The sequence below is a fragment of the Longimicrobiales bacterium genome (assembly GCA_035764935.1).
In the GTDB taxonomy this organism is placed as follows: Bacteria; Gemmatimonadota; Gemmatimonadetes; order Longimicrobiales; family RSA9; genus DASTYK01.
The window spans coordinates 1-12,237 of the sequence record DASTYK010000157.1 but is presented as its reverse complement, the minus strand read 5'-3'; the positions used below and the strand labels follow the sequence as shown (position 1 = coordinate 12,237).

Genomic DNA, 12,237 nt, shown 5'->3' with positions numbered 1-12,237 from the left:
TCGTCCAGGCTGTAAACGCTCGAAGCCGTCTGCGAAATCTGCATGGTCATACCTCAGTCGGAGTACGTGCCGGCCTGCAAGGTTTGGAACGGCTGGTCGAGCGTGGCAGCGTCACGCGACCGGCGTCTGCTGGTGAAATGCGAGCATCCACGCGCCTTCGCGCATCACGTAGAGACTGCTCGCGCGTGCCTGGTACGCCGGCTCGCTTCCGTCCCGCACCGCCGATGCGAGATAGGTGAGCAGCACCGCGTCCGCTCCGATTTCGAGCTGCTGAATCTCTGTCATCTCGACCTGGCGCCACCGTGACGATGCACCGATCGACTCGACGATGGCCTCTCTGTTCAGCACGCCCACGGGATCGGCAAAGACCATGAGCGCATCGTCCGCAAGGTTCTGCTCATAGAACCCGCTATCGCCTTTCCAGAACTTCTGCTCCAGGTCCAGCAACTCCTGCATCATCTGCACTCTACTCCTGTCCGGTACCGCAGACGAAGTCACACACACCCCTCGACATACTCGATGGCCGGTCCGCCGGCGCGAATGTGCGCGATATTACCCGTGGCATCGACCTCGTACCGGATCCCACGGCGCTCCGCTCCACGAGACGCCTGCCGCCAGACAGTGATGTACCTCGCCGGCGCTTCCTGGTACTGGTGCGGCTCGACCTGGGCGCGTGACCCGTACGCGCGCATCACATCGTCGCCGGAGTCGCCGATGCGGAACCCTTCCGGCGTTTCGATCCCGGTGTTCCGACTCACGGAGATGCGCGTGAGGACACCATTCTCGAGCATCACGAGAATGCCGGCCGACGCCCGGGAGGGACGGAACTCGTCGCAGCGATCCGGATCGGGACCGCCCACTGCCGCAGGACTGGCGTCCTCGCCGGCAGCAGCGATCACTTCCGCCGTGCTCATGCCGATACGCAGCGGCCCCCAGCCATCCGGCGTGATGAGGCGCTCGCTCGGCTGGCGAGCGACAGGTGCGCCGCTCGAAAGGGAGTCAACCTGCGCAGGCTGCCCGGGGCCACGCCCATTATCGTCGCCTGACGCGTCTGCCCGTGCACCTGACGGTGAGTCGAGCGGCTGAGACGGCGGCGCATGACGATCGGCGCCGGCACCGTCGGCCTCGTCGTCCTGCGCCTGCGAGGTGCACGAGCCGAGTGCCACGAGCAGCACGAACAGGATGCGAACGCTCATGTAAACGTCGCGGTGCATGTGCGCAGCCTGCGGGATCCCCTCGTCCACCTGGCATCCCCGGTCGGCGGCGTCGGCATGTTCAGTCCTCCACGCGAAGCTGCGGGTTCCATGCGACCTCCCATAGGTGACCGTCGGGATCGGCGAAGTAGCCCGCATAGCCACCCCAGAACGTGTCCTGCGCAGGCTTCACGATCTCGGCCCCGGCGGCGCGCGCCTGTGTCATCACGTCGTCCACTTCCGCCCGGGTGTTCACGTTGTGCGCGAGCGCGAAGCCGGCAGAAGCGCCGCGAGGCTGCGGCCGTCCCGAGTCATGCTGGAGGTCGGGGCGAGCCCAGAGCGCGAGCCTGACTCCTCCCATATCGAAGAACGCCACCGCGCCGTGCTCGAACTCGAGACCGACGATTCCATCCGTCGGCAGCCCGAGACCGTCCCGGTAGAAGGCGACCGCGCGCTGGAGATCATCAACGCCCAGCGTGATCAGGGAAACACGGGGTTTCATGGCAATCCGATCCGCGCCCGGGATCCACGTCGACAGCGGTGTCGCTGTCGACCGAATACAGGCGCTTCAGAGGTATGACGAGTGGCCGGTGCGATCCATACAGTCGGGCGCACAATGGCGGCAGCGCAATGCGTGCGGAGCGCTCACTGCCCGGGAGCGGGTTCGAAGAACGCCACTTCGATCCCGCTCGGATCGCGCGTCTTGAAGTTGCGATGGGCGTATCCAGTCACGGCGACGTCCCGAACGATCGGCGCACCACTGCGACCCACCGCTGCCCGCCACGCGTCGAGATCGCTGACCTCGATGTAGAACCCGCCCTGCACCACCGGCCGTGTGCCTCCGGCCTCGATCTCGATCAGCCCCGCGCCACCCGGAGCCATGAAGATCGTGCCGCGCTCCCCATCCGGCTCGTCCCAGCATCGGTACAGCTCGAAGCCAAGCACGTCGCGATAGAACGCGACTGTCTCTTCGTAGAGCGGCGTGAAGTAATAGAAGCGGAATTCGGGCATGTCATCGCTCAGTGGAGTCACGGCGTCAGATGCCGCGAAGGTCGCGGTGCGAGGCTGGCAGCACGTCAGACCCTCCGTGCGTTGCTAGCCACACCGTGTGATTACCGCACGAGGCATCGGACGCCACGAACTCCCGCACGACGAAGCCGTTCGTGCCGAGAAGCGTTCGGTACTCGGCAGGCGTCAGGCTCGCGTGGTAAAGCGCCTCACCGCAGTACGAGCCGATCGCCTCGCCCTCCGACGTACCGCTGGTGAACATCAGCGGCGCGCCCGCCCGCGCGTGCGCAGCGAAACGGGAGAACATGCTGCGCTGATCAACCATGCCGAGGTGGAAGAAGCTGTCCCATGCGACGATGCCATCGAAGCGCTTCCCTAACTCGAGCTCTCGCATGTCGGCGACCATCCAGTCCGATTCAGGGAAGCGCTGACGGCAGCGCGCGATCATCGAGGGTGACGCATCCACGCCGAGCACGTGGACGCCCTGTTGAAGCAGGTACGCAGCGATCGGCTCGCCCATGCCGCATCCGACGTCGAGAATTGTGCCGCCGGGCGGAATGAAGGCGAGGAACCGGTCGAGCCATGCGCGCTCCTGGAGCGAGCGGCCGCGATCGACGTCGTACGCCGCCGCATGACGCTCGTACAGGCCGATGACCGCTTCCTGCGGGCTCTCGGGCATCATCCCGCGTCCCGCGCGCCGATCGCGCCGGTGCGCACCTCGCCCGCGCGCAGGTAACGCGTGATCAGCACCCCGCCGGGCGTGCGTTCCGATTGATCCAGGGTGAAGGCGGAGGCCAGCGCGTCATCTCCGAACAGGCGCTTTCCGCGACCGAGCACGATGGGGAATACCATCAGCCGGAGTTCGTCCACCAGACCGGCAATGAGCAGCTGGCGCACCAGCTCGCCACTCCCGTACGTCAGGAAGTTGCCATCACCCTCGCGCTGTAGCGCGCGCACCGCGTCCGCAGGTTCGCCGCGCAGTGCATGGCTGTTCTCCCACTCCAGTGCATCCGGCCGGTGCGTCGCCACGTGCTTGCGCACTCGGTTGAACCGATCGGCGATCGGGTGCCCCGCGGGCACATTCGGCCAGTACGCCGCCCATATGTCGTAGGTGCGACGTCCCAGCAGCAGCTCGAACGGCTGCGCAAAGAGGTCATGAACCGCCCTGTCGATCGCGTCGTCGTCGTAGGGCGCGACCCAGCCGCCGAACCGGAACCCGCCGCTCGGATCTTCGTCAGGCGCCCCGGGTGCCTGGATCACGCCGTCCAGCGTGATGAACTCCGCCACGATCAGCTTGCGCATGGGATTCTTCCTCTGGAGGGCCCCCTGGCAGCCCGAATGTCACGTGGTGGCGAAATGCATCGCGGGCTACTCACTGCCAGCCCGGCACGCGCGCAGCCTCCTTGATCCACTCGCGGATCTCGGGTGCCTTCGCCTCCTCCAGCGTTTTCACCTTGACGTAGCGCGACCCGCCGGAGCCGAGCGACGGCGGATCGTCGAACTTCGCACCGCCCAGGAATACCACGTTCACCGAGACATCATAGGCGACCATCTCGATGATCCATCCCTGGTCCGGCACTCCGTAGTACGCCTTCTTCCACTTCACCCCGTACTGGAGCCCGCTGATGCTGTCACGGATCTGCTTGTCCAGGTACTTCACGATAGGCTGCAGGTCCGGCATTGCGCTGCGCATCCAGTCACTGATCTCGGCGTGACTGTCCGACGGCTCCGGCGGCTTGCGAGTCGTGGTCGACTTCGGCTGCTTCTTCATCCGCGATTCCCCTTCCTCACTGCATAATGGTGCATATCACTGCCTGCTGCACTGCGCCGCTGCGACGCAGCCGGAGATTCTCATTCCTCCCCGTCGAAGTAACCGGCGAGGAACGCGGCCGTTGCATCCGAGATGCCGGCGATCTTGTCCGTTGCCTGCCGGTAGAACTTGAAATTGAGCTCGGTTTCCGGCCGGCCGTCGTCCCAGCTGGTGAAGGGCTTGAGCTCACTGCGCCCGAGACGCTTCACCGCGCCGGCAATTCGCGTCACATGAACGGTGACACGCGGCGTCTGGCGCTCGACGCCCGGTCGTCTCTGAACTGCATCGACCGCGGCAACGATCCCTTTTGCGACGAGCCCGGTGCCTCCGCCGTTCTCACTCGAAATGACGAAGATCGTGTCTCCCTGCGCGATCCGTTTGCCGCCATACATCGTCTTCTGTGCGACGAACGTGAACGAGTCGGCGTCGGGATCGGGTACTCGAGTCTTGATCGCGTAGACCATGTCAACGTTCGCGGTCGAGCCTCACAGGCCGCGCGCGGCGGGACGACTGCGCCACGGTTCAGTGTCAGAGCCCGCCGCCAGTGTCGACAAAGCGCAGCGAGCCGAGGAGCTGCTCCAGGTGGTCCACGCCGAGACGGGACCAGACGTTGTAGAGGCACTGCTGACCAGCGATGGTCAGGTACGCCAGCTGGTTGGGACCGGTGCCGCCCTCCGGGCCGTAGCCGACGGAGCTGCCGTCTGCCCAGGTGAGTCGGTGCGGCCACTCGTGGTAGGCCGGTTCCGACGCGCTCGCACCGGTTCCCGCGATCCCGAACGCACTACGCACGCCCGCCTGGTCGTAGGCGACGCCCCATCCGCCGGAGAACGTGGCGACGCGTGGCGTCGCACCCTGCGTCGCCGCGGTCGCAGCAGGAGCGATCAGGGCGCACGTGTTCCTGTTGTCTGCGTGGCTCCACGCGGTGAAGTACGGCTCCGGGACCGACGCGGCCGACAGCCGGCTGCTCTGCCATGGAGCCTCCGCAGCGGCGGGCGGGCTTGGCGGCATGTCCGTTCCCGGTGTCGCGCCCGAGCTCGAGCAGGCAGCCGCTGACACCATGGCCATGGCGAGAAATGCTGCGCTGCGCGTCGACGGACGCGACGTCGTCGGACGAGGTGTGGCACGATACGTGTGGCTGTCTTGCATTGAGTCTCTTCCTGCACGTGTGATCGGTTGCGCGTCATTCAGCAGGAAGCGTGCTTCCGCCCCACGGCGCTCGGACGCAGGACCATCCGATCGGACTTTCGCTCGTGGCTGCGTATGTGTGCCGTAGCTCGGACAGCGCGTCATGACACTTCAGGTCGGCAAATTCCGCCGAAGCAGCTCCGCCGTCCGGAACAGGGTCTCACGATCAACCCGCACGCGCTTCATCCGCGCTGCGTCGCCCGACGGATCGTGGTGAGTTCCCGCCACGCGGCCGGCCGCCGGAAACTTCTGCAGCTGCGGCGGCCCGATCCCCCAGTCACTGCCCTGCTGCCTCGGCACGACGTGATAGTGGTAATGCGGAACTTCCTGGCCACTGTACACGCCGTTGTTCTGATAGGTGAGTATGGCAAGCGGCCGAAAGGCGGCGAGCATTGCACGGGCGACGTCGCGTGCTGCGGCGATCACCGCCTCTCCCTCTGCCGGCGTGAGCTCCAGCATGGTGCCGACGTGACGGCGCGTGATCACGCAGCACTGCCCCGCCTCGAACTGGTAGGGGTTGAGCACGGTCAGGGTCAGCGCCGACTCGGCGATCACGGCCCAGTGCTCGTCGCGACCCGCCATGCCTTCACAGAATTCACAGGGATCCTGGTACGGCAACTCGATCATGTGATCACCGCCTGCTGTCAAGGCGTCTGCTGTCACGGCGTCAGTCATCCCCACATTCGTCTTTCGAGCAGCGCCAGGCCCTCAGCGATAGCAGCGGTGTAGCCCGGGCGAGCGGCGAGTTCCGGCATGGGAATGGGAGCTTCCGGCGTGCCAACGCGCGGCGCGATCTCGCGGTGCAGCCAGAGCACGTCATGCCATGCCCCTGCCTTGAAGCCGATTTTCTCGAAGACGCCGATGCGGGCAAAGCCGAGCTTCGTGTGCAGCGCGACGCTCGCCGGGTTGGGCAGTGTGATCCCGGCGTAGGCATTGCGGAACCCCTGGAGCCGCAGGAGCGCGAACAGCGACGTATAGAGCGCTGTGGCGATGCCCCTGCCACGCTGGTCGGCACTGACGTACGCAGAGACCTCGACCGACCACTGGTAGGCAGCGCGGTCGCGGTGCCTCGACGCATATGCATAGCCCGCCACACGCGAATCGAATGCACACACGAGCCACGGCGTGAACGACAGCGTCCCTGCGACCCTGGAGCCCACCTCGCCTGCAGAGGGAGGCACCAGCTCGAACGAGATCGCGGTGTCCGCCACCACGGGCTCATAGATCGCCGCGATCGCGGGCGCATCGTCGGGGGTGGCGAGTCGGATTTCAGTCACCAGGATCCTGCCTCTACACGTTCGTCGTTCATGGATATTCGCTCGCAGGTTGCCGCACCGTCGGGGTTACCTCCTCCACTATCAGACGACAGCGTCTCAACCGCGTCGGAGGCGCGGCACGAATCAGGCTTCCTGCCGCCGCGCATCCACCCGCCGAACGAACGCGCTCATCAGCGCAGCACACTCGTCAGGATGGGTTTCCAGCAGGAAGTGAGGACCATCGAGAATGTGCGCCTCCATGCGTGGCAGCGCTTTCATCCACGACAGCGTCTCTTCGACGTCGAAGAAAGCGTCGTGTCGTCCCCACAGCATCAGCGACGGCGGCTGTTCGCGTGCCAGGTACTGCGCGACCGCGCCGAACCGGGCGAAATGAGTGCGGTAGTCGAGCACCAGTGCACGATGCATCTGCAGCCGGCCGGGGAGAGACATGATCCTCCAGTCTTCCTCCCAGTTTGCCGGGTCGATGCACTCGACGATATCCGCTGGCACACCCGCCACGTACTGATCGCGAGTGCCCTCCATCGTCAGGTGCGCAGTCGCTGCCGCTTCCCGTTCCGGAGTCGGGTCGTCCCAGTACTCCCTCGTCGCAGACCAGGCAGGCCCCATCCCGCTTTCGTGGGCGTTGGCGTTCTGCACGATGAGGCTCCGAATCCGATGCGGCTGCCGCGTGGCAAGGTGCAGACCGACCGCGGCCCCGTAGTCATGGAGGTACAGGTGAAAGGACTCGATCCCGAGCCTCGCCAGCAGGCGGTCGATCGTATCGGCGAAGCGCGCGAACGTTGGTACGCTGATCGGTTCGGACTCACCAAAGCCGGGAAGATCCGGTGCGACGACGTAGCAGGTGCGCGCGAGCGGCGTGATCACATTCCGGAATGTCCGGGAAGAGCTCGGAAACCCGTGGATGAGAAGCAGCGCCGGTGCCTGGCTGTCCCCTGCGATGCGCACAGCCAGTGAACGGCCGTCGAGCTCTATCTTCACGGGTTCGTGGTTTTCCATTGCACCGATCTTCTCAGCTTTGTGCCCGCACGTCGTGAATCAGATTCAGGGTGACGACAGGAATCGTATGACCTCATCGATGAGCTGCGCGCGGCGAGGGTGACCAGCATGACTCTGTGCATCGGCTAGCCGGACGGCTCGACGATCTTCCAGTAGGAATCCTTCCGGACGACCTTGCCATCCCGGAACTGCCAGTGATCGCAGCCACGGACGCGGACGCGGCGGCCATCCGGTGTCGTGCCGGTGAGCAGCCACTCCGAGACACCGAGATCCGAGCTCACCCAGTGTCGATCGTCCGTGTACTGCACATCGGGAAGGCCGGCGAATCGCGACGCAAGTGCTTCGCGCACTGCCACCTTGCCAACGAACCGCGCACCCCACGGGTCGGGGCCACGAGGCATATCGAACGTGCAGTCCTCTGCGAAGAACTCCATGATCCTGTCGAGATCATGAGCATTGAACGCCGCGAGAATGGCCTGCAGCGTCTGCACCGAGGGAGCAGTCATCGTTTTCACTCCCGCTCAGTCTGCGCCCAGGGCGTCTGCAATCGGCGTAGGCAGACCGTCGATGCTCGCGCCGTTCTTCTGGGCGATGTATGCAGCCAGGCCGCTCGGACCCTTCGATTCGGCCCAGCGCAGCAGCGTGTCACGCGGCCCGTGATGCTCCATCAGGGGAACTCCGAAGCCGCAGGATGTCTGCACCCGCTCGATCGTGGCGGTCACGATCTGCCTGACTCCGGGAAAGTCGCCGAAGCGGGTCCGCAGATTGGTCCATGAGCCGTCCGCCGGGAGAACGGTTCGACCGCGTCCGTACAGCCGGACGATGCGCGGTGGTCCCGAAAAACTGCAGAACATGAAGGTGAGGCGGCCGTTCTCCAGGAGGTGGGCTGAAGTCTCGTTGCCGCTTCCCGTGAGGTCGAGGTACGCCACCTCGGTCGGGGACAGGATTGCGAACGTTTCCAGCCCCTTCGGTGAAAGATTGATGTGACCCTCGGGTGAGAGCGGAGCCGTGGCCACGAAGAAAACGGGCTGACTCGTGATGAAGCGTCCAAGCTCATCCGTGATTTCTGGAATAGCTTTGCCCATGTACCTGCCTTTGAAGGTAGCCGGAACGCCACGCCGAGTCCGCCAGCCTGGGAAGATGGGTCACCTGCTTGAAACGCTCACGCCCCCTCAACACCAACAACAGGCGGGACGGCCGGCGGGCGCCAGCAGGATCAGCGGCAGCGCATATCCGGAGCGACGCACGCACGTTATTTCAATCGCCATCACGGCCTGGCTCGCTGTGGGGCCGCGCCGTCCTGCGGTGCCGAAGGATCCATGAGCGAGCCATCCAGCCGATAGCGATGAGCAGTACGAGCCCCATGACGATGTCTGTCCAGGTAACACCTTGAACGGCCCATACCCAGTCCGGATGAGGGTCGGACAAGAACACGAGGGTATCCTGTCGCGCCACCATGAATCCTCCTTCAGCGCGGTTGGACCGCAGCGCAGGAGCGCGGGCACATTGCACTCACGGGTTCGACATCGCAGACACCCGTGTGCCGCCTGGGAAATGTCTCATCGACCAGGCTGGAACAACTCGATCGGGTTTCCGGAAGGATCGTTGATGATGACCTGGGATCCCCCCGGGCCGGTGACAATTTCTGTCGTTCGGAAGGATACCTCGGCAGCACGCAGGCGTTCTACCTCCGAGGCCAGGTCGGCGACCCGAAGATGAATGCGGTTCCAGCCACCAGGCTCCTGGGTTTCGCCGTCAGGGAGCGGGCGCTTCCCCGAGCTGCCGTCGCCGCTCAGCAGGAGCCGAACCCCATCCCGCGACACCGAGGCGAACGCAGGTGATGCGTCGTGCTCCAGCGTGAAGCCAAGAAGGTTTGTGTAGAACCGTACCGCGGCAGGGACATCCGAGATCATGTATCGTATGCTGACTTCGGACACGGCTCGCTCTCCTTCCCGATTCCGCCAGGTGGCGCTGTGTTCAAACGTAAAGCTCGATCATGTCACGACGCACTGCTGGTGCCGTCCGGCTAGGTACCGAGGTACGCAGCGCGGCCTGGTGCACGGGTGTGACGGCGTTCTCGTCCCGGGTAGCCGCTGGTAACGCTCCTCACGGGGTCGCCGGCTCGTCACCGCCCCTGGGCCCCCGCCCGGTGATCGCATTCCAGGCGGACGTGCTCCTGGCCACGGCGGCGTCCGTCATTCCGGAAACACTCCTGCCGGTGGCGCCGATGATGTCCGCGAAGAACTTGCGCGGCCTTGCAAACACGGCGGCTGCGACGGACGCCGCTCCCTCCCGTGCGATCCCGCCCAGCGTCCGCGCCGCCTGCACTGCTGCCGCGTGTCTGAGTGCCCGTCGCTGCGGCTTGACGAGAGCACGGCAGTACTGCTGCGTGATGATCCCGACGCGCAGCGTCAGGTACGCATTACCGGCACCGGTAGTGACTGAGTTGACGAACAGACGGGTTGCCGCGCCCAGCCCCGGAACGGCAGACAGTCCGGAGCCCGCAACTGCCGCGAATATCGGCTGGATCTGTTCCGATATGTCTATGTCCTCCAGCTCGGCGGCGATGAAGGCCGTCGCCGCGACGTTCGAGTAGAGGAACACGAGATCCCGGATGCTGGGCCGCTGGTAGTACGTTCGTGCAACCTCCAGAATCAGCTTGCTCTGGGCGGTAAGGACCAGCAGCGCGTCCAGGCTCCCGTTATGCGATATCGCGGTGGTCATGAAAACCTGCGATGCGGATGCACGGATCGTCCGGTCCGCCACGCTGTCCAGCTGGGTCAACGATGCCTCGATGTCGGCAGGGGTGACCGGCTTGCCGTCCACGTGAGGGTTTCTGGCAAGTCGCTTCCGCAGCCGATCAAGGTGCTTCTCGTACTCGGGGCCGCGTCCTCGTCGGGAGGTATCAGAGCCGGCGGCATGGTGAGCAGCATGACGACCGGCACACCTACGCAGAACACCGCCAGGGCGGCCAGACTCCAGAACGCGGCGTCGCCCGCCGTCGGGTGGAGCCGGTAAGCGAGATCGATCAGCTGGACGGCCTGGTTGACGACGACAACGCTGGCGCCGACGAGAACCAGCAGGGCCAGGGGCACGACGATTCCGACGAGTCGCTTTCGCACGAGCCGGCCCTCCTTTCGGTGTGTCATGCACGAGATCGAGCCGTTGCACCAACGCTCACCGGCGCATGGCCCTGGTGAGAACGCGGTCCAGTGCCGCGGCGAACGCCTGCTTGTCGCGCGGCGACCATGGCGCGGCACCACCCGTTTCCACCCCGGCTCCGCGCAGTGACTCCATGAAGTCCCGGACCGACAGTCGTTCGCGGACATTATCGGCATCGAGCAACTCGCCTCGGGTATCCAGCACGATTACGTCCCTGGCTACGAGCTCCGCTGCGAGCGGAACGTCGGCCGTAATGACGACGTCCCCGGTGTCGGACTCCTGGATGATGTGGCGATCGGCCGCATCAGGCCCGCCCTGGACCAGGATGGTGCTGACGAGTGGGTTGTTGAGCGGGCTGGACAGCCGACGGTTGGCCACCAGCACCGCCGGAATCCCGAGCCGCTGTGCGGCTCGGCACACGACGTCCTTTACATCCTTCGGCGCCGCGTCGGCATCAACCCAGATCTTCACGAGTCTCCTCCGACGCTGCGTGCCAGCGAGGCAAGCTTCAGCACCGTGTTCAGGTTGCGCGTCGTGACCGGAGACCCCACCACGCGGTCGAGAACGGCTGGAGTCAGTTTCGATCTGCCTGCGCCATCAGCGTAATAGATCCAGATGGCGTCGCCCGTACGGGCGATGCGCTCCGACCCGGCTCGCGCCTGCAGACTCTCGAGTGCCCCAGGAGCAGGAGGCCGCTTGGAGATGGCCAGCATGACGCGACTGGGGGACTGACGCGCTTCCTCGACGAACGGATTCAGAGCGGCAATTGCCGCCCATTCACTGCTGTTGCGCACGACAACGGCAGGGGTGATGCCGAACGCCCGCGGCAGGGCACGCTCGAGCTGGGCCTCGAGAGCCTGCCGATGGGACGTGGAGCGAAAGACGATGTTGCCGCTCTGGATGTACGTTCGGACATCGTACCAGCCGATTTCCTCGCAGAGCGCGCGAAGGCGATCCATGGGAACACGAGTGCTGGATCCTACGTTGATGCCACGAAGCAGGCCGATGTATGTCTTCGATGCCATTGATTGCTGGGGCGTGCGGGTCACTTCTTGCCGTCGACGATCCGACGGCTCGCATCATGGAGCAAGCTGGTCGGAGGCGTGACGCCATGAACCTGGTGACTCCGATCCTTCTCGCCATCTCCATCACGGCGAACCCAGCCACTGTCCTTGCACAGATTATCCGACAGCACCTCGTCGAGTTCTCACTGTTCGCCTTCGATCGGGTTCGTACGGGAACCCTGCTGCCCGACCTGTTGCGCCAGCCCGATGAGGATTCCTTCATGGCCCCGGATGTAGCAGAGCCGGTAGACGCCCTGGTAGTCGACGACTTCATCAACCAGGGTCGCGCCGATCCTGCCGAGCCGGTTGATCGTGTCGTCGATGTCCTCGACGGCAAACATGACGCGCAGGTATCCCAGTGAGTTTACCGGGGCCGTCCGGTGATCGGACACGACGGCGGGTGCGTCGAAACGTGAAAGCTCGAGGCGACCGTGGCCGTCAGGGGTCCGCATCATCGCGCTCTCGACGCGCTGGCCGTGCAGTCCGGTGACCCGGCCCGCCCAGTCACCCTCGATGTGCATGCGGCCCTCGAGCGTGAGACC

General features: G+C 65.1%; 20 protein-coding genes. All 20 read right to left on the bottom strand.

The window, feature by feature from the left end:
• Nucleotides 1–111: 111 nt before the first annotated feature.
• The gene (locus VFU06_13685; protein ID HEU5210439.1) at nucleotides 112–459 is read right to left on the bottom strand and encodes a nuclear transport factor 2 family protein; all 348 of its coding nucleotides are present in this window, start codon (nucleotides 457–459) and stop codon (nucleotides 112–114) included.
• Between the two features lie 35 nt (nucleotides 460–494).
• Nucleotides 495–1,244: a hypothetical protein gene (locus VFU06_13680; GenBank protein ID HEU5210438.1), complete on the bottom strand. Its 750-nt coding sequence runs from the start codon at nucleotides 1,242–1,244 to the stop codon at nucleotides 495–497.
• A gap of 31 nt (nucleotides 1,245–1,275) precedes the next feature.
• Entirely contained in the window at nucleotides 1,276–1,695 is a 420-nt protein-coding gene (locus VFU06_13675) for a VOC family protein (GenBank protein ID HEU5210437.1), read from the bottom strand.
• Between the two features lie 143 nt (nucleotides 1,696–1,838).
• Nucleotides 1,839–2,204, bottom strand: coding sequence for a VOC family protein (locus VFU06_13670; GenBank protein ID HEU5210436.1), 366 nt, complete (start codon nucleotides 2,202–2,204; stop codon nucleotides 1,839–1,841).
• Between the two features lie 25 nt (nucleotides 2,205–2,229).
• Nucleotides 2,230–2,883, bottom strand: a complete 654-nt coding sequence (locus VFU06_13665; GenBank protein HEU5210435.1) for a methyltransferase domain-containing protein — start codon at nucleotides 2,881–2,883, stop codon at nucleotides 2,230–2,232.
• Nucleotides 2,880–3,503 carry a dihydrofolate reductase family protein gene (locus tag VFU06_13660; GenBank protein HEU5210434.1) on the bottom strand — a complete coding sequence of 208 codons (624 nt, stop codon included), beginning with the start codon at nucleotides 3,501–3,503 and terminating at the stop codon, nucleotides 2,880–2,882. The genes VFU06_13665 and VFU06_13660 overlap by 4 nt, the downstream gene beginning before the upstream one ends.
• 70 nt (nucleotides 3,504–3,573) lie before the next feature.
• Nucleotides 3,574–3,972, bottom strand: coding sequence for a DUF1801 domain-containing protein (locus tag VFU06_13655; protein HEU5210433.1), 399 nt, complete (start codon nucleotides 3,970–3,972; stop codon nucleotides 3,574–3,576).
• Nucleotides 3,973–4,052: 80 nt separating this feature from the next.
• Complete coding sequence (locus VFU06_13650; protein ID HEU5210432.1) at nucleotides 4,053–4,475, bottom strand: hypothetical protein; 423 nt, start codon at nucleotides 4,473–4,475, stop codon at nucleotides 4,053–4,055.
• Nucleotides 4,476–4,539: 64 nt separating this feature from the next.
• Complete coding sequence (locus VFU06_13645) at nucleotides 4,540–5,157, bottom strand: hypothetical protein (protein ID HEU5210431.1); 618 nt, start codon at nucleotides 5,155–5,157, stop codon at nucleotides 4,540–4,542.
• A 150-nt stretch (nucleotides 5,158–5,307) separates the two neighbouring features.
• Nucleotides 5,308–5,823, bottom strand: a complete 516-nt coding sequence (locus VFU06_13640) for an HIT family protein (GenBank protein HEU5210430.1) — start codon at nucleotides 5,821–5,823, stop codon at nucleotides 5,308–5,310.
• A gap of 44 nt (nucleotides 5,824–5,867) precedes the next feature.
• On the bottom strand, nucleotides 5,868–6,473 hold the full coding sequence (locus tag VFU06_13635; protein HEU5210429.1) for an arsinothricin resistance N-acetyltransferase ArsN1 family B: 606 nt from the start codon (nucleotides 6,471–6,473) through the stop codon (nucleotides 5,868–5,870).
• A gap of 123 nt (nucleotides 6,474–6,596) precedes the next feature.
• On the bottom strand, nucleotides 6,597–7,451 hold the full coding sequence (locus VFU06_13630) for an alpha/beta hydrolase (GenBank protein HEU5210428.1): 855 nt from the start codon (nucleotides 7,449–7,451) through the stop codon (nucleotides 6,597–6,599).
• A gap of 143 nt (nucleotides 7,452–7,594) precedes the next feature.
• Nucleotides 7,595–7,975: a nuclear transport factor 2 family protein gene (locus tag VFU06_13625; protein ID HEU5210427.1), complete on the bottom strand. Its 381-nt coding sequence runs from the start codon at nucleotides 7,973–7,975 to the stop codon at nucleotides 7,595–7,597.
• 15 nt (nucleotides 7,976–7,990) lie between these two features.
• Nucleotides 7,991–8,554 (bottom strand): pyridoxamine 5'-phosphate oxidase family protein, encoded by a 564-nt coding sequence (locus tag VFU06_13620; protein ID HEU5210426.1) that lies wholly within the window; start codon nucleotides 8,552–8,554, stop codon nucleotides 7,991–7,993.
• A 474-nt stretch (nucleotides 8,555–9,028) separates the two neighbouring features.
• The gene (locus VFU06_13615) at nucleotides 9,029–9,406 is read right to left on the bottom strand and encodes a VOC family protein (GenBank protein HEU5210425.1); all 378 of its coding nucleotides are present in this window, start codon (nucleotides 9,404–9,406) and stop codon (nucleotides 9,029–9,031) included.
• A gap of 169 nt (nucleotides 9,407–9,575) precedes the next feature.
• Nucleotides 9,576–10,193, bottom strand: coding sequence for a DUF697 domain-containing protein (locus VFU06_13610; protein HEU5210424.1), 618 nt, complete (start codon nucleotides 10,191–10,193; stop codon nucleotides 9,576–9,578).
• A 56-nt stretch (nucleotides 10,194–10,249) separates the two neighbouring features.
• On the bottom strand, nucleotides 10,250–10,591 hold the full coding sequence (locus tag VFU06_13605; GenBank protein HEU5210423.1) for a hypothetical protein: 342 nt from the start codon (nucleotides 10,589–10,591) through the stop codon (nucleotides 10,250–10,252).
• A 55-nt stretch (nucleotides 10,592–10,646) separates the two neighbouring features.
• On the bottom strand, nucleotides 10,647–11,102 hold the full coding sequence (locus tag VFU06_13600; GenBank protein ID HEU5210422.1) for a YaiI/YqxD family protein: 456 nt from the start codon (nucleotides 11,100–11,102) through the stop codon (nucleotides 10,647–10,649).
• A complete protein-coding gene (locus VFU06_13595; GenBank protein HEU5210421.1) occupies nucleotides 11,099–11,656 on the bottom strand; it encodes a DUF1697 domain-containing protein in 558 nt (185 codons plus the stop codon). Before VFU06_13595 ends, VFU06_13600 begins: the two co-directional genes overlap by 4 nt.
• A 182-nt stretch (nucleotides 11,657–11,838) precedes the next feature.
• Nucleotides 11,839–12,237: VOC family protein (locus VFU06_13590; protein ID HEU5210420.1), on the bottom strand; the 399-nt coding region annotated here is incomplete at its 5' end.

What these genes read in the sequence shown, in the direction of transcription:
- VFU06_13670 (HEU5210436.1), bottom strand. Translation starts at nt 2,204, where the DNA reads ATGCCCGAATTCCGCTTCTATTACTTCACGCCGCTCTACGAAGAGACA.
- VFU06_13655 (HEU5210433.1), bottom strand. Translation starts at nt 3,972, where the DNA reads ATGAAGAAGCAGCCGAAGTCGACCACGACTCGCAAGCCGCCGGAGCCG.
- VFU06_13685 (HEU5210439.1), bottom strand. Translation starts at nt 459, where the DNA reads ATGATGCAGGAGTTGCTGGACCTGGAGCAGAAGTTCTGGAAAGGCGAT.
- VFU06_13595 (HEU5210421.1), bottom strand. Translation starts at nt 11,656, where the DNA reads ATGGCATCGAAGACATACATCGGCCTGCTTCGTGGCATCAACGTAGGA.
- VFU06_13665 (HEU5210435.1), bottom strand. Translation starts at nt 2,883, where the DNA reads ATGATGCCCGAGAGCCCGCAGGAAGCGGTCATCGGCCTGTACGAGCGT.
- VFU06_13650 (HEU5210432.1), bottom strand. Translation starts at nt 4,475, where the DNA reads ATGGTCTACGCGATCAAGACTCGAGTACCCGATCCCGACGCCGACTCG.
- VFU06_13640 (HEU5210430.1), bottom strand. Translation starts at nt 5,823, where the DNA reads ATGATCGAGTTGCCGTACCAGGATCCCTGTGAATTCTGTGAAGGCATG.
- VFU06_13645 (HEU5210431.1), bottom strand. Translation starts at nt 5,157, where the DNA reads ATGCAAGACAGCCACACGTATCGTGCCACACCTCGTCCGACGACGTCG.
- VFU06_13610 (HEU5210424.1), bottom strand. Translation starts at nt 10,193, where the DNA reads ATGACCACCGCGATATCGCATAACGGGAGCCTGGACGCGCTGCTGGTC.
- VFU06_13660 (HEU5210434.1), bottom strand. Translation starts at nt 3,503, where the DNA reads ATGCGCAAGCTGATCGTGGCGGAGTTCATCACGCTGGACGGCGTGATC.
- VFU06_13675 (HEU5210437.1), bottom strand. Translation starts at nt 1,695, where the DNA reads ATGAAACCCCGTGTTTCCCTGATCACGCTGGGCGTTGATGATCTCCAG.
- VFU06_13625 (HEU5210427.1), bottom strand. Translation starts at nt 7,975, where the DNA reads ATGACTGCTCCCTCGGTGCAGACGCTGCAGGCCATTCTCGCGGCGTTC.
- VFU06_13620 (HEU5210426.1), bottom strand. Translation starts at nt 8,554, where the DNA reads ATGGGCAAAGCTATTCCAGAAATCACGGATGAGCTTGGACGCTTCATC.